The following is a 21714-nucleotide window of genomic DNA, read 5'->3' as shown; positions in this document are numbered from 1 at the left end:
GCTGCCCCTCAACCCTAACCCTCTCCCCGCAGGTGGGGAGAGGGGACGTGCCCGGCGAGATGCGATCGCTGTGAGGGGCCGCGAGTCCCTTCTCCCCGCCTGCGGGGAGAAGGTGGCGGCAGCCGGATGAGGGGCGGCCAATCGGCAAAGAGGCAATGAACTAATGATCGCGCCAAGGCGCGAACCTTGAGGACGATGTGAATGGCCTACGACTACATCATCACTGGCGCCGGCCCGGCCGGATGCGTTCTTGCCAACCGATTGAGCGAGGACCCGACGGTCAAGGTGCTGCTGCTCGAAGCCGGTGGCGGCGACTGGAACCCGCTGTTCCACATGCCCGCTGGCTTCGCCAAGATGACAAAGGGCGTCGCAAGCTGGGGCTGGCATACGGTGCCGCAGAAGCACATGAAGGGCAGGGTGCTGCGCTATACGCAGGCGAAGGTGATCGGCGGCGGCTCTTCGATCAATGCACAGCTCTATACCCGCGGCAACGCCGTCGATTACGATCTCTGGGCGCGCGAAGACGGCTGCACCGGCTGGGACTATCGGAGCGTGTTGCCCTATTTCAAGCGCGCCGAGGACAACCAGCGCTTTGCCGACGATTATCATTCCTATGGCGGGCCGCTCGGCGTTTCGATGCCGGTCTCGGCGCTGCCGATCTGCGACGCCTATATCCGCGCTGGCCAGGAACTTGGCATTCCCTACAATCACGATTTCAACGGGAAACAGCAGGCGGGTGTCGGCTTTTATCAGCTGACGCAACGCAACCGCCGCCGCTCGTCCGCCTCGCTTGCCTATCTCTCGCCGATCAAGGATCGAAAAAACCTCACGGTGCGCACCGGCGCCCGTGTCGCCCGAATCGTGCTTGAGGGTAGCCGAGCGGTCGGCGTCGAGGTGGTGACGGCCAAGGGGAGCGAAACGATCCGGGCGGACCGCGAGGTGCTCGTCGCTTCTGGCGCAATCGGCTCGCCGAAGCTGCTCCTGCAATCCGGCATCGGGCCGGCTGACCATCTGCGCGCGGTCGGCGTCGCCGTCCGCCACGATCTCCCCGGCGTCGGCGGCAACCTGCAGGACCACCTTGATCTCTTCGTTATTTCCGAGTGCACCGGCGACCACACCTATGACAATGTCGCCAAGCTGCACCGCACGTTCTGGGCGGGCCTGCAATATGTGCTCTTCCGCACCGGTCCCGTCGCCTCCTCGCTCTTCGAGACCGGCGGCTTCTGGTATGCCGATCCGGATGCGCGCTCGCCCGACATCCAGTTCCATCTCGGTCTCGGCTCCGGCATCGAGGCGGGCGTCGCGCGCCTCAAGAATGCAGGGGTGACGCTGAACTCCGCCTATCTGCATCCGCGCTCGCGCGGCACTGTCCGGCTTTCCTCCTCCGATCCGGCGGCGGCGCCGCTCATCGATCCGAACTATTGGGAGGATCCGCACGACCGCAAGATGTCGCTCGAAGGTCTCAGGATCGCCCGCGAAATCATGCAGCAGCCGGCGCTCAAGTCCTATGTGCTCGCCGAACGTTTGCCGGGTAACGATATCCGGACGGAAGAGCAGCTCTTCGAATATGGCTGCACCAACGCCAAGACCGACCACCACCCCGTCGGCACCTGCAAGATGGGCACGGACGCCATGGCTGTGGTCGATCTGGAGCTCAAGGTGCGCGGGCTCGACGGCTTGCGGGTCTGCGACAGTTCGGTGATGCCGCGCGTGCCCTCCTGCAACACCAACGGGCCGACGATCATGATGGGCGAGAAGGGGGCGGATATCATCCGCGGCCTGCCGCCGCTGCCGCCTGCGATCTTCCAGCATGAGCGCAACGACATGCGCCCGCGGGCGCGGGCCGAGGTTCGCTGAAGGAGGTGGGTGCGATGATCCGCGATTGCGTCTTCCTCGCCGGGAGCTCCGGATTTGGCCCCTCATCCCGCTGCCGCGACCTTCTCCCCGCAGGCGGGGAGAGGGTTAGGGTGAGGGGCAATCGCTGCCGTCGAACTCGCCAGCGCCTCGTAGAGGTGCATGACGCCTATCTCGACGACGCAGAACATCAAAAGACCGGCGCAAAAATCGTTGCGGCGGCGCAAGGCGGCGTCCAAGGTGTCTTCGTCTACGATCTCGAAATCCCGGACTGATTCCATGGCACCGATCGAGCCGCGCTCCTTCCTGATCTCCCTCTTCGAGGCTGCCGTGGTGGCGGCCGATCCTTACGCCGCCATCCGCGCGCATTTGCCCGAGAGGCCGAAGGGGCGCACGATCGTCATCGGCGCCGGCAAGGCGGCAAGCCAGATGGCCGCCGCCTTCGAGCGGCTCTGGGACGCGCCGCTGACGGGCGCCGTCGTCGCCCGGCACGGGCCGGTCGAGAAATGCGAGCGCATCAAGGTGTTGCAATCGGCCCATCCGGTGCCGGACGAGGCCGGGCTTGCGGCATCCTCCGCGCTTCTCAAGCTGGTCGAGGGACTCACGGCGGACGATCTGATGATCGCGCTCGTCTCCGGTGGCGGCTCGGCGCTGTTGCCCGCGCCACCCACGGGGCTGACGCTCGAAGACGAGATTGGCGTCAACCGTGCGCTGCTCGCCTCCGGCGCGCCGATCTCGGCGATGAACGTGGTCCGCAAGCATGTCTCGCGGATCAAGGGCGGGCGGCTAGCGCTTGCCGCCGCGCCGGCGCGCGTCGTGAGCCTCGTCGTCTCGGATGTTCCGGGTGACAACCCCGCCTTCGTTGCCTCGGGCCCGACCGTGCCGGATCGGTCGAGCCTTGAGGAGGCGCGCGAGATCGTCGCCCGCTACAGCATGGCCTTGCCCGAGCGCGTGATGGCGCATCTCGCGTCCGATGCCGCGCGAGCCCCCGGCCCGGGCGAACCCGCCTTTGCCGGCAACGAGGTCCATGTGATCGCCTCCGCGAGCGTTTCCCTGGAGGCGGCGGCGGCCCGCGCACGAGAATTCGGCATCGACGCCATGATCCTCTCGGATGCGATCGAGGGCGAGGCGCGCGACATCGGCCGCATGCATGCGGCGCTCGCCCGCGAGGTTGCAATGCGAGATCGACCCTTCGAAAAGCCTGTCGTGCTGCTTTCCGGCGGCGAGACGACGGTGACGATTTCCGGCAACAACTACGGCAAGGGTGGGCGCAACAGCGAGTTTCTGCTCTCGTTGGCGCTCGACATCGATGGCGTTGGCGGCATCGATGCGCTTGCCGCCGATACCGACGGCATCGACGGCTCGGAGGACAATGCCGGCGCCTTTGCCGACGGCGCGAGTGTCGCCCGCATGCGGGCGGCCGGCGCCGATCCGCGCGGCCATCTCGCCCGCCACGATGCCTGGTCGGCCTTTGCGATGAGTGGCGACCTTTTCGTGCCCGGCCCGACCGGGACGAACGTCAATGATTTTCGGGCCATATTGATCCGCTGAGTCGTTCGGCAAAGCGGATTGCCATGCTGGGACGGTGCGTGAATGCCCCTCCCCAACCCCTCCCCACAGGCGGGAGGGGCTTAACTTGCCGCACTGTTCCCCACCTCTCTTGATCGTTACGAGAGACTCGAAGCCTGGGGAATGGCAGTTGGGTACTGCAGGCGCCAAAGCCCCTCCCACCTGTGGGGAGGGGTTGGGGAGGGGCCTTATCTCACGCGTCAGTACCCTTACTTCACCCGCTTCAATGCGTCCGCGAGCATCGAGACGATCTCACCGAAATGCTTCTTTTCGACGATCAGCGGCGGCGAGAAGGCGATGATGTCGCCGGTGACGCGGATAAGGAGCCCCCTTTCGAAGCAATCGACGAAGACCTCGTAGGCACGGGCGCCGGGGGCGCCGTCGCGCGATTGCAGCTCGATGCCGGCAATGAGGCCGATGGTGCGGATGTCGATGACATGTGGCAGGCCCTTCAGCGAATGCATCGCCTCGTGCCAGTCCTCCTGCAGCTCGGCAGCGCGGGTCATCAGGCCCTCGTCGCGATAGATGTCGAGCGTAGCGATGCCGGCGGCGCAGGCGGCCGGGTGGCCGGAATAGGTGTAGCCGTGGAAAAGCTCGATCTGGCCTTCCGGACCGTGCATCAGCGCATCGTGCACCTTGCGGCTCGCAAAGACCGCGCCCATCGGGATGGCGCCGTTGGTGAGACCCTTGGCCGTGGTGACGAGATCTGGGGTGACGCCGAAATAGTCGGTTGCGAAGGCGGCGCCGAGGCGGCCGAAGCCGGTGATCACCTCGTCGAAGATCAGGAGGATGCCGTGCTTGTCGCAGATAGCGCGCAGCCGTTCGAGATAGCCCTTCGGCGGGATCAGCACGCCGGTTGAGCCGGCAACCGGTTCGACGATGCAGGCGGCGATGGTTTCGGCGCCGTGCAGTGCGACGAGCCTTTCGAGGTCGTCGGCAAGCTCGGCGCCATGTTCTGGCTGGCCCTTGACGAAAGCGTTTTTCGCTGGGTCATGGGTATGGCGCAGATGGTCAGAGCCCGGGAGTTGCGGGAAGACGCGGCGATTGTTGACGATGCCGCCGACGGAGATGCCGCCGAAGCCGACACCGTGATAACCGCGCTCGCGGCCGATCAGCCGTGTGCGCGTGCCCTGGCCGATCGAGCGCTGGTAGGCGAGCGCGATCTTCAGCGCGGTGTCGACGGATTCTGAACCGGAGCCGGTGAAGAACACGCGGTCGAGCTTGGCGCCAGCGGGGCCGGGCGCGATTTCAGCGAGCCGTTCGGCAAAATCGAAGGCGATCGGATGGCCCATCTGGAAGGAGGGGGCGAAGTCCATGGTCGAAAGCTGCCGCTCGACCGCGGCAGCGATCTGCCGGCGGCCATGGCCGGCATTGACGCACCAGAGGCCGGCGGTGCCGTCAAGGATCGTCCGGCCGTCGATGCTGGTATAGTGCATGCCCTCGGCCGAGGCGAGCAGTCGGGGCGCGGCCTTGAACTGGCGGTTGGCAGTAAAGGGCATCCAGTAGCTGTCGAGCACCGGGGCGTTGGGCTTGTTGTGGGCGTCCATGGCATCCTCCTGTCGAATTCACGATTGACGCCATGATTTGGATTGCCGAACAAGTCCTTTTCTTCGTTTGGCTAAGCCACTGTATTTTATGGAGGCGACTTGCTAGAGTTTCGATATTTCAAACAACGTCAACACGGAACCTGCGATGAGTGTCGATATCGGCAAACGCCTGCGCCATGTGCGGCTGATGCACAATCTCTCCCAGCGCGAGCTTGCCAAGAGGGCGGGCGTCACCAACTCCACCATCTCGCTAATCGAATCGAATGCCTCGAACCCGTCGGTTGGCGCCTTGAAGCGCATTCTCGACGGTATTCCGATCGGGCTTGCGGAGTTCTTTTCCTTCGAGCCGGAAAAGCCGCGCAAGGCCTTCTATGCGGCGGAGGAGCTGGTCGAGATCGGCAAGGGGCCGATCTCCTATCGCCAGGTTGGCGACAATCTTTTCGGCCGTAGCCTGCAGATATTGAAGGAGTGCTATCAGCCGGGGGCGGACACCGGCAAGGTGCCCCTGGTGCACGAGGGCGAGGAGGGCGGTATCGTGCTCTCCGGGCGGCTGGAGGTCACCGTCGATGACGAGCGGCGCGTCCTCGGGCCGGGCGACGCCTATTATTTCGAAAGCCGCCGACCGCATCGTTTTCGCTGCGTCGGGCCGGTGCCGTGCAAGGTGATCAGCGCCTGCACGCCGCCGACGTTTTGAGGTAGGGCAGTGTTGCGGGGCGGGCTGCACGTGGTGTTCGGTAAAGCTCGGGAAGGCCCCTCATCCCGCTGCCGCGACCTTCTCCCCGCAGGCGGGGAGAAGGTGTATGCCGCGCCGCCGAAGTCCCCCCGCACGCGGGGAGAGGGCTAGGGTGAGGGGCAGACTACGCCCGTTTGTTACTACTCTCACGACAGCCGCGCGCAGGCGGCGGCGATGCGGGTGAGCGCTTCCTTCAGCTCCGCTTCCGACGTCGCATAGGAGATGCGGAAGAAGGGCGAAAGGCCGAAGGCCGAGCCCGGGACGACGGCGACGTGGGCGTCGTCGAGCAGGTAGGAGCAGAAGTCCGTATCGGTTTCGATCGTCTTGCCCGATGGCGTCACCTTGCCGAGCATGCCTGCGCAGCCGGAGAAGGTATAGAAGGCGCCGTCCGGGACGCGGCAATCGAGACCTTCGATGGCGTTCAAGCCGCTGACCACGAGATCGCGGCGGCGCTGAAAGCTTGCGGTGCGTTCCTTGAGGAAATCCTGGGGGCCGTTCAGCGCCGCAACAGAGGCCGCCTGGCTGACCGAGGACGGGCAGGAGGTCGCCTGGCTCTGGACGACGGCCATCGCCTTGATGAGCTCGCGCGGGCCGCCGGCATAGCCGATCCGCCAGCCGGTCATGGCATAGGCCTTCGATACGCCGTTGACGGTGAGCGTACGGTCCTTCAGCCGAGGCTCGAGCTGGGCCGGAGTCACGAAGCGGAAGCCGTCATAGGCGATGTGCTCGTACATGTCATCGACGAGCAGCCAGACATGCGGATGCCTGAGAAGCACTTCGAGCAACGGCCGGTAATCGGCCGCGCTGTAGGCGGCGCCAGACGGGTTCGAGGGTGAGTTGAGCAACACCCAGCGCGTCTTCGGCGTGATCGCCGCTTCGAGCTTGTCGGCGGTGAGTCGGAAGCCGGAAGATGCATCGCAAGCGATCAGCACCGGATTGCCTTCGCAGATCTGGACGATGTCCGAATAGGAGGTCCAGTAGGGCGTCGGGATGATCACCTCGTCGCCGGGATTGATCGACGCCATCATGGCGTTGAAGAGAATCTGCTTGGCGCCGGTGGCGACCGTGATCTCGTCCGTCTCGTAGGCGAGACCGTTCTCGCGCTGGAACTTTTCGCGGATCGCCTTCTTCAACTCCGGCGTGCCATCGAGCGCCGTATATTTCGTCTCGCCGCGCTGGATCGCGTCCCATGCCGCTTGCTTGACATGGTCCGGCGTGTCGAAGTCCGGCTCGCCGGCGCCGAGGATGATCACCGGCTTGCCTTCGCGCTTCATGGCGTTGGCGCGAGCGCCGATCTTCAGGATTTCGGAAACGCCGATCGAGGCGATCCGCGAGGCGGGCAGAAAGCCCGCCTCCTTCACCGTTGCATTGATGGTCATGATCGATCCTATTCGAAGCCGCGAATTATTCGATGTCGAACGAAACGCCCTGCGCCAGCGGCAAAGCCTTCGAATAGTTGATCGTGTTGGTGGCCCGGCGCATGTAGGCCTTCCAGGCATCGGAGCCCGATTCACGGCCGCCGCCGGTTTCCTTCTCGCCACCGAAGGCGCCGCCGATTTCCGCGCCGGAGGTGCCGATGTTGACGTTGGCGATGCCGCAGTCAGAGCCGTCGGCCGCGAGGAAGCGTTCCGATTCCTGCATGTCGCGGGTGAAGATCGACGACGAAAGGCCGGCCGCGACCGCATTGTGGTCGGCGAGTGCGGCGTCGAAGTCGCTGTACTTCATGACATAGAGGATCGGCGCGAAGGTCTCTTCGAGAACCGGGCCCTCCTGCTTCGGCATTTCGACGAGCGCCGGCTTCACGTAGTAGCCGTGCTCATGCCCGAGTTCGACGCGCTCGCCGCCGGTGACGGCACCGCCATGGGCCTTCGCGTCGGCAATCGCCTTCTGCATATTGTCGAAGGCGGCCTTGTCGACGAGCGGACCGACAAGCGCTGTCGATTCCAGCGGGTTGCCGACGGACACCGACGTGTAGGCCTTCTTCAGGCGCGGGACGAGCTGATCGTAGACGCTTTCATGGACGAAGAGGCGGCGCAGCGTCGTGCAGCGCTGGCCGGCAGTGCCCATGGCGCCGAAGGCGATGGCGCGGAGCGCCATGTCGAGATCGGCCGACGCGCAGACGATGCCGGCATTGTTGCCGCCGAGTTCGAGGATGGCACGGGCGAAGCGCTTCGCAAGACGCGGGCCGACTTCGCGGCCCATGCGGGTCGAACCGGTGGCCGAGACGAGCGGCACCTTCGGGTGATCGACGAGCACTTCGCCGACCGTGCGGTCGCCGATCAGCACTTGCGATAGACCTTCCGGCGCATCGCCGAAGCGGGCGAGGGCACGCTCAAGGATCGCCTGCGATGCAAGCGCGGTGAGCGGCGTCTTTTCGGACGGCTTCCAGACGACGGCGTTGCCGCAGACGAGCGCCAGTGCCGCGTTCCACGACCAGACGGCGACCGGGAAGTTGAAGGCGGAGATGATGCCGACGACGCCGAGCGGATGCCAGGTTTCCATCATGCGGTGGCCCGGGCGTTCGGTGGCGATCGTGAGACCATAGAGCTGCCGGGAGAGGCCGACGGCGAAATCGCAGATGTCGATCATCTCCTGCACCTCGCCAAGGCCCTCCGACGGGATCTTGCCGGCTTCGAGCGAGACCAGACGGCCGAGGTCGGCCTTGAAGGTGCGCAGCTCCTCGCCGAGCAGACGGACGAGCTCGCCGCGCTTCGGCGCCGGCACGAGTCGCCAGGCGCGGAAGGCTTCGTTGGCCCGTTCGATCCGGGCCGCGGCTTCGGCGGCCGAAACGATCTTGAGGCTGGCGATCTGTTCGCCGGTGACCGGGCTGTAGGACGGCATTTCGCCGCTCACATAGAGTTCGCGGGCGACGCCCATCTTGTCGAGGAGGGCAGCGGCCTCTTTGGCGACGTCGACTTTCTTGGTTGCAATGTTCATCTCAACTGACTCCCGTTTTGTCTCATTTATTGGTTGCGCGGGATGCGGGCGGAAAACCGCTTCACACTTTCCTCACCCCAAGGGCTTAACCAAAACGTACGCTGCCGAGCTTTCCCGGCGATGTAAGTGTTTTCAGGCCGCGGGCCATCTCCTTCAGTTTCTCCGGCGTGTAGAAATCGTAGAAAGCCTGGTTACGCCGGCCGATTGCATGCTCCGCACTGAAGCTGCCGCCATATTGCTCGACGGCCACCGCGAAGACCCATTCGCGCAATCGCTGTTCGAAGCTCGCCTCAGCCAATAGCGGGCTATCCTTTGCCACGACGAGATTGAAATGCACGCCGCCGTCGCCGATATGGCCGAAATCGCAGACGGTGACGCCTGGGAACTTCTCCGGCATCTCGGTCTTCATATGGTCGCAGAAGGCCATGATATCACCTCTGCGGAACGAAAGGTCGAAGGCGATCAGCTTGCCGAGATGCTTTACACCTTCGGGAAGCGCGTGGCGAAGCGCCCAGATCTCGTGCGGCGGACCGACGAAGGCGTCGGCAAGCGGCGCCTCTTCCGATTCCCAGATTTCGGCGAGCACGCTTTCGAGAACGGCGTCGAGCGATTGTTCGCCCTCGCGCGGCGCCCAGGTGCGGGAGATCTCGGCGAGGATCACATAGTCGGGGACATTGCCGCCCTGGAAAGGATTCTTCAGCGACGGCACATGTGCCAGGGTCGCAGCGATCGCGTTCTTCGACATGCCTTCGAAGGCCGAAAGATAGGCGCCGAGCCGCTCTTCCATGGCGTTTAGCAGGTGCAGCACATCAGCGCCGCTTGCCGGGACGAGGAAAGCCGTTGCCGTCTGTTTCGGCACCCGCTCAAGGTTCAGCACGCATTCCGTGACGATGCCGAAGGCGCCGGTGGTTCCGATGAAGATCTGCTTCCAGTCGATGCCGGTGTTGTTCTTGCGCAGGTCGCAATCGAGGTCGAGAACGGTGCCGTTCTCGTCGGCGAGCACCACCTTCAGGCCCAGCGTATTGCGGCGCACGCCGCCGTACTTCAGGAAGCGCGAACCGCCGGTATTGGTCGCAATCATGCCGCCAAGCCGCGGATCGGAACCAAGGTCGATCGGGAAGAACAGGTCGTGTTCCTCCAGCCGCCGATTGAGGTCGGAGAGGCGAAAGCCGGCATCGACACGCACAGAGCGATTGTTTCTGTCGAGCTCTAGCTGCCTGGTCAGCCTGTCTAGACTAAGAACGATCTCCGTGCCGGTGTTGTCCGGCGTCGATCCCGACACGACGCCGGTATTGCCGGACTGCGGGATGAGCGCGAGGTCGTTTCGGACGCAATAGGCGACCGCGGCCGAGACCTCCGCCGTTGTCCCCGGGCGCAAAACGGCAGCCGCGCGGCCCTCATCGTAGCGCGCACCGGTCTCATAGGCTCGCATGTCTTCCGCACGCGCAACGACGCCCTTGTCGCCAAGGATCTTCGTCAGCGCGTCGATATGCTCTTTTCCAATCATCTCATCGTCGCTGTGTCATTCCGCTGCCATTGCGACGGAGAGCGCCTGAAGGCAGCTTTCGATTGATGCCTGTTCGATACCGGCATAGTGATCGAACTCGTTGAGGACGGCGACGCCCAGATCTGCCTCGAAGCGCTTCTGGTTCGGACTTGCGACGAACTCCTGCTGGGCGCCGTCGCCGAGGTTCGACTGGAAGATACCGGCGGCGCTGACCGGAAGGAAGTCCTCGTAGACGATTGGATCGAACTCTACGAGGCCTTCGGCGACTAGCGCGTCTATGTCGCGGCGTCCGGCGAGCTTCGTCTGCCGGCCCTTTTCTGTCAAAGAATAGCTGAAATAGCCAAGCCCCGCTTCACGGATCTCCGCCCAGCTGTCGGGGAAGGCCCCGAAGGCCTGGGCAAGGGCTGCTTCGTATTGCTTCGCGTTGGAGCCGTCGGCGGCGGGCCGCACGATCCTGCGCGATTCGTCGAGCAGCCGGTCGTAGAGGCTGCGCCCCTTGGGCGTCAGCGCGATGCCGCGCTGTTCGATCTCGCCGAAACGCGCCGTATGCGAACCGGTTTTCCACGCGCCCTCGCCGTCACGGAAGGAGACGGGTTCTCCCAGCGCCTTGAATGACGTCTGGCGAAGGAGGATCGCGCATTTGCGCGTCGGCGGGCCTTCGACGACGGCCTTCGGGGCAATGCCATATTCGGGCATCAGCGCTTGGACCTTGTCGATGTCGAGCGTGCGCGGCGTCAGATGGTTGATGTGCGGTCCCTTGAAGGAAACGACGTCGGCGATCAGCCGGTGCGCGTCGTGCAGGCGCTTGTACATGTCGGTGCTGACATTGGCCTTGTCGTGCCAGCGGAAGGTCTCCAGCACCTCCGCGACGAAGCGTTCGGCGTCGGCCTCGTCGAGCCCGCCGTCGCGCTCGGCTTTTTCGGTGAGCTCGATCGCGCCAGAGGTGAAGATCCGGCGCTCGCGAAGAATCACTTCCGCCTCGGCGCGCAGGCTCTCGTTGGCGATAAGGTCGAGCCTCAAAAGCGAGGTGAAGACGCGGAAGGGATTGCGCTTCAATGCGGCATCGCCGACCGGCCGGAACGCGGTCGAATGGACCGGTACGCCAGCGGTCGAAAGGTCGTAATAGCCGACCGGATACATGCCCATGACGGCGAATACGCGGCGCATCATCGAAAGTTCGGCCGGCGTGCCGAGGCGAATCGCCCCATGGCGCTCCTCCGAGATGCGGTCGAGCGAGCAGGTTGCCTCCAGGCGGTCCTTCAAAGTCGCGTCCGCCGCCAGCGTATCGGCATTGACCTTCGCCACCAGTTCCATGAGCGTGCCATAGGCCGGCACCTCTTCGCGGTACATGACCGACATGGCGGCGGAGAAGGCCGAGCGGATCTCGTCGGCGGATACGAAACTATTTTCTTTCACTGTGGCTCGCCTCGCGCTAAGGGTGAAGGACAAGGTCATTCTTATTTCTGATCATATCCGAACGACGCAGGCTTGGATCGCGCTGCTTCTGACTATGTTGATGCGAGGCTGGAATGAAGTTAAGCCGACGACTGGTTCCTGACGTGACGACGCTGCAGGCCTTCGAATGCGCCGCGCGCCACGGCAGCTTCACCCAGGCCGCGGCCGAGCTCAACCTCACCCAAAGCGCCGTCAGCCGGCAGATCAAGGACCTCGAAACCCAACTCGGCGTCCTGCTCTTCGAACGCGTCCGCCAACGGGTCATCCTTTCCGATGCCGGGCAGAAGTTCTTGCCGGAAGTGCGGCGGCTGCTGCATCAGACCGAGGAGTTGATGGTGCGCGCCATGGCGTCGGCGCGCGCCGACTCGACCCTCTCCATCGCATCGCTGCCGACCTTTGGCAGCCGCTGGCTGGTGCCGCGCCTGCCCGATTTTCTGAGGCGTCATCCGGGCACCGTCATCAACATAGCCTCGCGCTCGGCGCCGTTCGATTTCGATGAGCAGAATTTCGATCTGGCGATCCACTACGGCCAGCCGGTCTGGGCGCGGGCAACCTGCAGCTATCTCTGCAGCGAAGTCATCGTTCCGGTTGCCAGCCCGTCGCTCCTGAGCGCCAATCCGGTCGAGGCGCCGGAGGATATCGGCGGCGGTCCGCTCCTCCATCTCGCCACGCGTCCGAAGCTCTGGGCGCATTGGTTCGAGACAAACGGGGTGGACGGACATGGTGCCTATCGCGGCAACCGTTTCGACCAGTTCTCGATGGTCATCGAAGCGGCAACCGCAGGTCTCGGTTTTGCCCTTTTGCCTCGCTATCTGATCGAACAGGAACTCGCCGCAGGCACGCTGCGGATCGTTCTCGATCGACCGATGCAGACCGAAAACAGCTACTACCTCGCCATTCCGGAGGGCAAGCGTGAAAACCCGATCAGCCTCGCCTTCAGGGAATGGATTGCCGAACAGGTCGGTTGAGTTCGACCCGACGTGGACCGCCTGAAGCGGGATCTTCGCCGGCGGCTTAGCGTTTCGTGCCGCCATGCCGCAACGCACCAGGAAGGGGCTGACTTGACAGGAACGTTCTTCGAACCGGCGGGAGTGCGTGCAATGGTCCGCTTCCTCCCGTTCCGGGCTTGCCCAATTCGTCCGAACCTGCGCTCGCAATCCTTGCAAGCTGCTGACACTGTGGCTAAAAAATGCCATCTTCATGCATCACGCGGCCGTGAAATCCAACGTGCCGTCGGCTTTGCGATCTCCAATGCCCAAGTCCCAGGCGGCGCCCATTTCCGGCGCCTTCCCGCCTTCGGGAGGATGACGGCGGATGGGAGGGCACATGAACGTGTCTAGAAACGCGCCGACGCCGCTTGGACCATCAGGGCCGCAATCCGCCTGGCCGAACAACGAAAGCCGGGCCGAACAACATCGGTTGGAATCAGAAACCTCAGCCATGCTCCTTCAGAACAAGCCGTCTCATTCACCGCGCGACCCCGAAGCGAAACAAATCGATTATAACGATTCGATTCGCTCGACCTATTTCTCGATCGACGACCTTCGGCAATGCGGCGAGAACCTCGCCCTGAACGGCGCTTCGTCGCTGCCCGGCTTCTTTTCGTTCGATTTCCGCGCGCGGCACCGGGAAAACGAGAAGGAAATCCTCCGAGTCTATCGCGCGACGGCGGCCGACGTCGAAGCCGGCGCCTCGATCACGCCCGCGGCCGAGTGGCTGCTCGACAACCACCATGTGGTCGAGGAGGCAATCCAGGAGGTCCGGCGCGATTTTCCGCGCAGGTTCTATCGACAGTTGCCGACGCTTTCGGTGTCGGGTGTCGTCATCCCACGCACGATGGCGCTGGCCTGGCTCTATGTCGCCCACACCCACAGCATGGTTTCGCGGGAAAACATCACCGCGATGGTCGAGGGTTTCCAGCAGCATGAGACCTTCAAGATCGGCGAGTTGTGGGCGTTGCCGTCGATCCTGCGTTTCGTGCTGATCGAGAACCTGCGCCGGATCGCCATTCGGGTCGAGCGCTCGCGCGGCATGCGGCAGAAGGCGAACGACCTTGCCGACCAGATCGTGCGCCTGAACGATCCCGAAAGGTGCAGGGTACTGCTCGCGGAAGCGGAGGCGCTCTCCGCCGACAACACGTTCATCGCACAGCTTCTCTATCGCATGCGCGACGGTTCACAGACTTCGGGCGCGGTGATCGGCTGGATCGAGGAACGGCTCGAAAGGCGCGGCACGGACGTCGAGGAGGCGCTGGTTGCCGAGCAGAATCGCCTGGGTTCCGGCAACGCGACGATGAGCAACATCATCCGCAGCCTGCGCGAAATCGACGATACGGATTGGGCCGTCTGGTTCGAGAGCGTCAGCAAGATCGACGCGACGCTTCGCGAAGGCTCCGACTATGCCTCGCTCGATTTCGGCTCGCGCAACAAGTACCGCGACACGATCGAGAAACTGGCGCGCCGCTCCGGCCACAGCGAGCATGAAGTCACCCAGATCGCGATCGAAATGGTCGAGGAAGCAAGGGCGGCCGCGGCTGTCGAAGCCCCGTTGCAGGAGCCGAATGTCGGCTCCTTCCTCGTCGGCATGCGGTACAAGGAGCTGGAGGAAAGGATCGGCTATTCGCCGTCGCCGCTCCAGCACATCGTCCGGTTCGGCCGCAAGCTGGGCTGGTTTGCGATCGCCGGACCGAACATTCTCTTGACAATTCTCGCAATGGTCGCCGTCTACGCCTTCGTCAGCCCGATGGAGATCCCAAACGGCGCCAAGCTGATCATGCTGCTGCTTTTCGCGTTGCCGGCTTCGGAAGGCGCGATGGGGCTTTTCAACACGCTGGTCACGCTCGTCGTCAAACCGTCGCGGCTCGTCGGCTACGAGTTCCTCAACGGCATCCCGGCGGATGCCCGCACACTTGTCGTCGTCCCGTGCCTGATCGCCAAGCGTGACCATGTCGACGAACTGGTGCGCAATCTGGAGGTGCACTATCTCGCCAACCCCCGCGGCGAGATCTATTTCGCCCTGCTCAGCGACTGGGCCGACAGCAAGTTCGAGGAAACGCCCACCGACATGGATGTCCTCGAATATGCGAAGCGTGAAATCGCCGGGCTCGCGGCCCGCTACGCCTATGACGGCAAGACGCGCTTCTTCCTGTTGCATCGCCGCCGGCTCTTCAACGAGGCCGAGGGCGTCTGGATGGGTTGGGAGCGCAAGCGCGGCAAGCTCCACGAGCTCAATCTCCTGCTGCGCGGCGACCGTGATACCTCGTTCCTGCCGGGCGCCAACATGGTTCCGGACGGCGTCCAATATGTGATGACGCTCGATTCCGACACCCGCCTGATGCGCGACGCTGCGACGAAGCTGGTCGGCAAGCTCTACCACCCGATCAACCGGCCGGTCGTGAACACCAAGACGCAGGAAGTGCTGACCGGCTACAGCCTGCTGCAGCCGCGTGTGACGCCATCGCTCACCACGGGCAGCGAGGCCTCCGCCTTCCAGCGCATCTTCTCGATACACCGCGGTATCGATCCCTATGTCTTCACGGTCTCGGACGTCTATCAGGACATCGTCGGCGAAGGCAGCTTCACCGGCAAGGGCCTCTACCATGTCGACGCATTCGAGGCGGCGCTGAAGAGCAGGATCGAGGAGAATGCCGTGCTCAGCCACGACCTGCTCGAAGGGTCCTATGCACGTTGTGCGCTCGTCACCGACATCGAGCTCGTCGAGGATTTCCCGACCCGCTACGAGGTGGAAATGTCGCGCCAGCATCGCTGGGCGCGTGGTGACTGGCAACTGCTGCCCTATATCTTCAATCCGTCGAACGGCCTGTCGATGCTCGGCCGCTGGAAGATGTACGACAACCTTCGCCGGTCACTCATCCCGGTCGCATGGCTCGTCGCTTCGGTCATGGGCTGGTACTACATGGAGCCGACCGAGGCCTTGATCTGGCAGCTCGTGCTGATCTTCAGCCTCTTCGTTGCACCGACCCTGTCGCTGATCAACGGGATCATGCCGCGCCGCAACGACATCGTCGCACGGGCGCATCTGCATACGGTGCTCTCGGATATCCGCGCCGCCAACGCCCAGGTGGCGCTCCGCATCGTCTTCATCGCTCACAATGCCGCAATGATGGCAGATGCGATCGTTCGTTCGCTCTACCGAACCTTCGTCAGCCGCAAGCTGATGCTCGAGTGGCGCACCGCCGCGCAGGTTCAGAGCGCCGGTCATGGCTCGATCGGTGATTATTTCGGCGCGATGTGGACGGCGCCGGCCTTGTCGGTCATTTCGTTGGCGCTTGCCGCGGTGTCCGATACCGGACTGCCCTACATCGGCATCCCCTTCGCGCTCATCTGGGCGACTTCGCCTCTGGTTGCGTGGTTTGTCAGTCAGTCGGCCGAGACCGAGGACCAGTTGGTCGTGTCGGATGATGCGATCGACGAGATGCGCAAGATCGCCCGGCGCACGTGGCGCTACTTCGAAACCTTCGTGACCGCCGAACAGAACTTCCTGCCGCCGGACAATTTCCAGGAAACGCCGCAGCCGGTGCTGGCGGAGCGTACGTCGCCCACCAATATCGGCGTCTATCTCCTGTCGGTGATGTCCGCGCGCGATTTCGGCTGGATCGGCTTCGAAGACACGATCACGCGGCTCGAGCAGACGATCGCGACGATCGACCGCATGCCGAAATATCGCGGCCATCTCTTCAACTGGTATCGGACGCGATCGCTCGAAACGATGGAGCCGCGCTATGTCTCGTCGGTCGACAGCGGCAACCTCGCCGGCCACCTGATCGCTGTTTCGTCCATGTGCCGGGAATGGGCCGAGGCTCCCTCCGCCCATGTACAGGGCAATCTCGATGGCATCGGCGACGTGGCCGGCATTCTCTCGGAGGTGCTCAACGAACTGCCGGACGATCGCAAGACCGTTCGGCCGTTGCGCCACCTGATCGAAGAGCGCATCGCCGGCTTCCAGAACGCGCTTGCCGCCGTCAAGCGCGAGCGCGAATTCGCATCGATCCGCGTGATCAATCTGGCGGTGCTTGCGCGTGACATGCACAAGCTTGCCGCCAACCTCGATCACGAAGTACGCACCGCCCAGAGCGCCGAGGTGGAGAAATGGGCGGGCTCGCTCGTCTCCACCTGCGAGGCGCATATCGCCGACGGCGTCTTCGATCTCGGCGCGATCGAGGCGCTGCGCCAGCGTCTCATGGTGCTCAAGGAGCGCGCGCGCGACATCGCCTTCTCTATGGATTTCGGCTTCCTGTTCCGGCCGGAGCGGCGGTTGCTGTCCATCGGCTACCGCGTCAATGCCAACGAACTCGACGAGGCGTGCTACGATCTGCTTGCCTCCGAAGCGCGGCTGACGAGCCTTTTTGCGATCGCCAAGGGCGATCTGCCGACGGAGCACTGGTACAAGCTCGGGCGCCCGATCGTGCCGATCGGCGCACGCGGCGCTCTGGTCTCGTGGTCCGGCTCGATGTTCGAGTATCTGATGCCGCCGCTGGTCATGCAGGAGCGGCAGGGCGGCATTCTCAACCAGACGAACAATCTGGTGGTTCAGGAGCAGATCAACCACGGCCGGCGCCTTGGGACCCCGTGGGGTATATCGGAAGCCGCCTTCAACGCGCGCGACCATGAGCTCACCTATCAGTACACGAACTTCGGTGTGCCGACGCTCGGCCTGAAGCGCGGTCTTGGCCAGAATGCGGTGATCGCGCCCTACGCGTCGATCCTCGCCTGCATGTACGATCCGAAGTCTGCGCTCGCCAACCTGGCGCGGCTCCGGGAGGTGGGTGCTCTCGGCGCCTACGGCTTCCATGACGCCGTCGATTTCACGCCGACGCGCGTTCCCGAAGGGCAGAAATGCGCCGTGGTGCGCAACTACTATGCCCACCACCACGGCATGTCGGTCGCGGCGGTCGCGAACGTCGTGTTCAACGGGCGCCTGCGCGAGTGGTTCCATGCCGATCCGGTGATCGAGGCGGCCGAACTGCTGCTGCAGGAGAAGGCACCGCGCGACATTCCGGTGATGAATGCCAAGCGCGAGCCGGAATCGCTCGGCAAGGGCCAGGCCGATCTCCTCAGGCCGGAAGTCCGCGTCATCGAGGATCCGCTGACGCAGGACCGCGAAACCGTCTTCCTGTCGAACGGGCACTATTCGATCATGCTGACCGCGACCGGCGCCGGCTATGCGCGCTGGAACGGCCAGTCGGTTACGCGGTGGAAACCGGATCCGGTCGAAGACCGGACGGGTACGTTCATCTTCCTGCGCGACACCGTCACCGGCGACTGGTGGTCGGCCACGGCCGAACCGCGCCGGGCGCCGGGCGAAAAGACCATGACCCGTTTCGGCGACGACAAGGCGGAGTTCGTCAAGACCGTCGGCGATCTGACAAGCGAAGTCGAATGCATCGTCGCGACCGAGCACGATGCGGAGGGCCGAAGGGTCATCCTGCTCAACACCGGCACAGAGGACCGCTTCATCGAAGTCACATCCTATGCGGAGCCGGTGCTTGCGACGGACGATGCCGACAGCGCCCATCTCGCCTTCTCCAAGATGTTCGTGCGCACCGAGATCAGCCGACAGGGCGACGTCATCCGTGTCTCGCGCAACAAGCGCGGCGCGGGCGATCCGGACATGGAGGTTGCGCACCTTATCACCGACAATGCCGGCAGCGACCGCCACACCCAGGTGGAAACCGACCGTCGGCGCTTCCTGGGGCAGGGCCGCACCCTCGCGGAGGCGGCGGCCTTCGACCCCGGCGTCACCCTTTCGGGAACGGAAGGCTTCACGCTCGACCCGATCATGTCGCTACGCCGCGTCGTGCGCGTTCCGGCGGGCAAGAAGGTGAGCGTCATCTTCTGGACGATTGCCGCACCCAACCGCGAGACCGTCGATCGGGCGATCGATCGCTACCGGCACCCGGAAACCTTCAACCACGAACTGATCCATGCCTGGACGCGCAGCCAGGTGCAGATGCGCCATGTCGGGGTGACGTCGCAGGAGGCGGCAAGCTTCCAGATGCTTGGCCGTTACCTTGTCTATCCGGACATGCACCTGCGTGCCGATACGGCGACCGTCAAATCCGGGCTCGCCTCTCAGTCGGCGCTATGGCCGCTGGCGATTTCCGGCGATTATCCGATCTTCTGCCTGAGGATCAACGACGACGGCGACCTCGGCATCGCGCGCGAGGCGCTGCGGGCGCAGGAATATCTGAGGGCGCGCGGCATCACCGCTGATCTCGTCGTCATCAACGAGCGGGCATCCTCCTATGCCCAGGACCTGCAGCACACGCTCGACTCGATGTGCGAAAACCTGCGGTTGCGTGGCCTTTCCGACGGTCCGCGGCAGCATATCTTCGCCGTACGCCGCGATCTGATGGAGCCTGAGACCTGGTCGACGCTGCTTTCGGCCTCGCGCGCCGTCTTCCATGCCCGCAACGGCACGATCTCCGACCAGATTGCCCGTGCCACGGCGCTCTACGCGAGGCCTGCCGCGAAAACCACCGAGAGCACACAGATGCTGTTGCCGGTGATCGAGGAGGCGGGCGAGCGTCCCGCAGCCGAAATCAGCGGCGACGGGCTGGAGTTCTGGAACGGCTTTGGCGGCTTTGCGGATGAAGGGCGCGAATATGTCGTGCGGCTGCGCGGCGGTGAAGCGACACCGCATCCGTGGATCAACGTCATTCCCAACGAGCACTTCGGCTTCCACGTTTCCGCCGAGGGCTCGGCGTTCTCCTGGAGCCGAAATTCGCGCGACTACCAGCTCACACCGTGGACCAACGATGTCGTGGTCAACCGGCCAGGCGAGGCGATCTTCGTCCGCGACATGGCGAGCGGCTCGGTGCTGACCCCCTATGCCGCGCTTTCGCGGCGCAAGTCGGCCGTGTTCGAAGCCCGTCACGGCCTCGGCTATTCGAGCTTTGCAAGCACGCAGGACGAGCTCGAAATCGAGGCGATCCATACCGTACACAGGACATTGCCGGCGAGACTCGTGCGGCTCTCGATCCGCAATCGCGGCGCCTCCGCGCGCCAGTTGCGGATCTACGGCTATGCCGAATGGGTGCTCGGCAACAACCGCGGCCGGACGGCTCCGTTTGTCCTGCCCGAATGGCGCGAGGAAGCCCAGGCGCTCGTCGCGACCAATCCGTACAGCCTCGACTATGCCGGCCGTTCGGCCTTCCTCGCGATCGACGCTGAGGTCGCCTCCTATACGGCGAGCCGGCGGGAATTCCTGGGGCAGGCCGGCGGAATTCTGGCGCCGCAAGCGGTCATCGCCGGTGCTGCACTGGCCGGCTTCACGGAGACCGATGGCGATGCCTGTGCGGCCCTTTCGTCCGATCTCGTTATCGAGCCCGGTGCGGAACGGCAGATCACCTTCTTCCTCGGCGACGCCGACAGCGGCGAACAGGTGCAGTCGATCCTCACCGAATTGCGAGGGACCGCCTTCGACACGACGCTCGAAGCGGCGAAGGCGTTCTGGAGCGAATTCACCGGCGTCGTGAAGGTCGAAACGCCCGACAGGGCCTTCAACCACATGGTCAACCATTGGCTGCCTTATCAGAGCCTCGGCTGCCGCATCATGGCGCGCTCCGCCTTCTACCAGGCAAGCGGGGCTTACGGTTTCCGCGACCAGTTGCAGGATACCCTCGCCTTCCTCTTGCATCGGCCGGAGCTTGCGCGCGCGCAGATCCTCAACGCGGCCGCCCGGCAGTTCGTCGAGGGTGACGTGCAGCACTGGTGGCTGCCCGGCACCGGTGCCGGCGTCCGCACGATGATTTCCGACGATGTCGTCTGGCTCGCCCACGCGGTCGCGCATTACTGCGCGGTCACCGGCACCACGGACATCCTCGCGGAGAAGGTGCCGTTCATTGTCGGACTCGCCCTCGAAGAGGGCCAGCACGACAGCTTCTTCACACCGGAGAGCGCGGACGAGACGGCCGATATCTACGAGCATTGCGCCCGCGCACTCGATCTCGCGATCAAGCGGACGGGGGCGAACGGTCTGCCGCTCATTCTCGGCGGCGACTGGAACGACGGCATGAACCGCGTTGGTATTGCCGGGGAGGGCACGAGCGTCTGGCTCGGCTGGTTCCTCGCCGGTGCGCTGCGCGCCTTCCTGCCCCATGCCCGCGAGCGGAAGGATAATGCGCGCGCCAAGCTTTGGGAGACGCATCTCGAGATGCTGAAAGCAGCGCTCGACGGGCCAGGCTGGGACGGTGATTACTATCGCCGCGGCTACTACGACGACGGCACGCCGCTCGGATCCGCCGAAAATGTCGAGTGCCGGATCGACTCCATCGCCCAATCGTGGAGCGCGCTCTCCGGCGAAGGCGAGGCCGAGCGCTCCAAGCGTGCGATGGACGCAGTGATGGCGGAACTCGTCGATCCGGAAAAGCGGATCGTGCGGCTCTTCACGCCGCCGCTCGAAAAGACGCAACATGACCCGGGCTACATCAAGGCCTACCCGCCGGGCGTGCGCGAAAACGGCGGCCAATATACGCATGCGGCCACCTGGGTTGTGCTCGCCTTTGCCGCTCAGGGACGGGCGGAAGAGGCGTGGCGGACCTTCCAGATGCTCAACCCCGTATCGCACGCGCTCAGCCGCGACGATGCCGAGCACTACAGGGTCGAGCCCTATGTTGTCGCCGCCGATGTCTATGGCGAAGGCGAGCTCGCCGGGCGTGGCGGCTGGACCTGGTACACAGGCTCTGCCGGCTGGCTCTATCGCGCGGGCGTCGAGGGCATACTCGGCATTCGCATGAAGGGAAAGAAGCTGGTGATTCGACCCGTGCTGCCCGCGGATTGGGCGGGCTATTCCGCCGAGGTCCGGCTGAACGGCGCGACGCATCGAATTTCCGTGGATCGCGATTCAAAAACCGGTGAACCGATCGTCAGCGTAAATAATAGTGTCACAAAAAACGCGCATGAAGGCATTTTGCTGTAACCGCCGGAATTGAGCATGGGAGGAAGCCGGCTTTGTACCAGACGGGCAAAGCCGGTTTTCGTTTGCCGCACAGTTTCAGCCGCGATCCCCTGTCGCACTTTGCAGTGTTCGGGATCGCGCTTCATCGACGGTGCCGAAAGCCACTCGGAGATCGCCTGGGCGCGTTTTCGGCA

At 64.2% G+C, this 21714-nt stretch carries 11 protein-coding genes; 6 read left to right on the top strand and 5 right to left on the bottom strand.

Features of this window, described 5'->3' with window-relative positions; translation table 11 throughout:
• Positions 1-201: 201 nt before the first annotated feature.
• The 3 genes from GHK62_RS02950 to GHK62_RS02940 all read left to right on the top strand — a co-directional run bounded on the left by GHK62_RS02950 (position 202) and on the right by GHK62_RS02940 (position 3405).
• Positions 202-1857, top strand: a complete 1656-nt coding sequence (locus GHK62_RS02950; RefSeq protein WP_153436840.1) for a GMC family oxidoreductase — start codon at positions 202-204, stop codon at positions 1855-1857.
• Positions 1858-1967: 110 nt separating this feature from the next.
• On the top strand, positions 1968-2129 hold the full coding sequence (locus tag GHK62_RS02945) for a hypothetical protein (protein WP_234886746.1): 162 nt from the start codon (positions 1968-1970) through the stop codon (positions 2127-2129).
• Between the two features lie 4 nt (positions 2130-2133).
• Positions 2134-3405, top strand: coding sequence for a glycerate kinase type-2 family protein (locus GHK62_RS02940; protein ID WP_153436839.1), 1272 nt, complete (start codon positions 2134-2136; stop codon positions 3403-3405).
• A gap of 227 nt (positions 3406-3632) precedes the next feature.
• On the opposite strand, the gene aptA is transcribed toward GHK62_RS02940, so the two are convergent.
• Complete coding sequence (aptA, locus tag GHK62_RS02935; protein ID WP_153436838.1) at positions 3633-4970, bottom strand: omega-aminotransferase AptA; 1338 nt, start codon at positions 4968-4970, stop codon at positions 3633-3635.
• Between the two features lie 145 nt (positions 4971-5115).
• Here aptA and GHK62_RS02930 point away from each other — a divergent pair, with 145 nt between their 5' ends.
• Entirely contained in the window at positions 5116-5664 is a 549-nt protein-coding gene (locus tag GHK62_RS02930; protein ID WP_153436837.1) for a cupin domain-containing protein, read from the top strand.
• A gap of 185 nt (positions 5665-5849) precedes the next feature.
• Here the strand turns inward: GHK62_RS02930 and GHK62_RS02925 are convergent, their stop codons facing one another.
• The 4 genes from GHK62_RS02925 to hglS all read right to left on the bottom strand — a co-directional run bounded on the left by GHK62_RS02925 (position 5850) and on the right by hglS (position 11563).
• Positions 5850-7082 carry a pyridoxal phosphate-dependent aminotransferase gene (locus tag GHK62_RS02925; RefSeq protein WP_153436836.1) on the bottom strand — a complete coding sequence of 411 codons (1233 nt, stop codon included), beginning with the start codon at positions 7080-7082 and terminating at the stop codon, positions 5850-5852.
• Between the two features lie 25 nt (positions 7083-7107).
• Positions 7108-8640 (bottom strand): L-piperidine-6-carboxylate dehydrogenase, encoded by a 1533-nt coding sequence (amaB, locus tag GHK62_RS02920; RefSeq protein ID WP_153436835.1) that lies wholly within the window; start codon positions 8638-8640, stop codon positions 7108-7110.
• Between the two features lie 85 nt (positions 8641-8725).
• Positions 8726-10147 (bottom strand): FAD-binding oxidoreductase, encoded by a 1422-nt coding sequence (locus tag GHK62_RS02915; protein ID WP_153436834.1) that lies wholly within the window; start codon positions 10145-10147, stop codon positions 8726-8728.
• A 15-nt stretch (positions 10148-10162) separates the two neighbouring features.
• Positions 10163-11563, bottom strand: coding sequence for a 2-oxoadipate dioxygenase/decarboxylase HglS (gene hglS / locus GHK62_RS02910; RefSeq protein ID WP_184108631.1), 1401 nt, complete (start codon positions 11561-11563; stop codon positions 10163-10165).
• Positions 11564-11676: 113 nt separating this feature from the next.
• Between hglS and GHK62_RS02905 the strand changes: the two genes are divergently transcribed.
• Entirely contained in the window at positions 11677-12570 is an 894-nt protein-coding gene (locus GHK62_RS02905; RefSeq protein WP_153436832.1) for a LysR family transcriptional regulator, read from the top strand.
• Positions 12571-12928: 358 nt separating this feature from the next.
• Positions 12929-21541, top strand: a complete 8613-nt coding sequence (gene ndvB / locus GHK62_RS02900) for a cyclic beta-(1,2)-glucan synthase (RefSeq protein ID WP_153436831.1) — start codon at positions 12929-12931, stop codon at positions 21539-21541.
• Positions 21542-21714: the final 173 nt, after the last annotated feature.

The organism is Sinorhizobium terangae (genome assembly GCF_009601505.1).
GTDB classification, from domain to species: Bacteria; Pseudomonadota; Alphaproteobacteria; order Rhizobiales; family Rhizobiaceae; genus Sinorhizobium; species Sinorhizobium terangae.
This window is presented reverse-complemented; position numbering and strand designations above follow the sequence as displayed.

Coding starts and splice junctions, on each gene's coding strand:
- ndvB (WP_153436831.1), top strand. CDS start 12,929: ATGAACGTGTCTAGAAACGCGCCGACGCCGCTTGGACCATCAGGGCCG.
- aptA (WP_153436838.1), bottom strand. CDS start 4,970: ATGGACGCCCACAACAAGCCCAACGCCCCGGTGCTCGACAGCTACTGG.
- amaB (WP_153436835.1), bottom strand. CDS start 8,640: ATGAACATTGCAACCAAGAAAGTCGACGTCGCCAAAGAGGCCGCTGCC.
- GHK62_RS02940 (WP_153436839.1), top strand. CDS start 2,134: ATGGCACCGATCGAGCCGCGCTCCTTCCTGATCTCCCTCTTCGAGGCT.
- GHK62_RS02905 (WP_153436832.1), top strand. CDS start 11,677: ATGAAGTTAAGCCGACGACTGGTTCCTGACGTGACGACGCTGCAGGCC.
- GHK62_RS02925 (WP_153436836.1), bottom strand. CDS start 7,082: ATGACCATCAATGCAACGGTGAAGGAGGCGGGCTTTCTGCCCGCCTCG.
- GHK62_RS02950 (WP_153436840.1), top strand. CDS start 202: ATGGCCTACGACTACATCATCACTGGCGCCGGCCCGGCCGGATGCGTT.
- GHK62_RS02915 (WP_153436834.1), bottom strand. CDS start 10,147: ATGATTGGAAAAGAGCATATCGACGCGCTGACGAAGATCCTTGGCGAC.
- GHK62_RS02930 (WP_153436837.1), top strand. CDS start 5,116: ATGAGTGTCGATATCGGCAAACGCCTGCGCCATGTGCGGCTGATGCAC.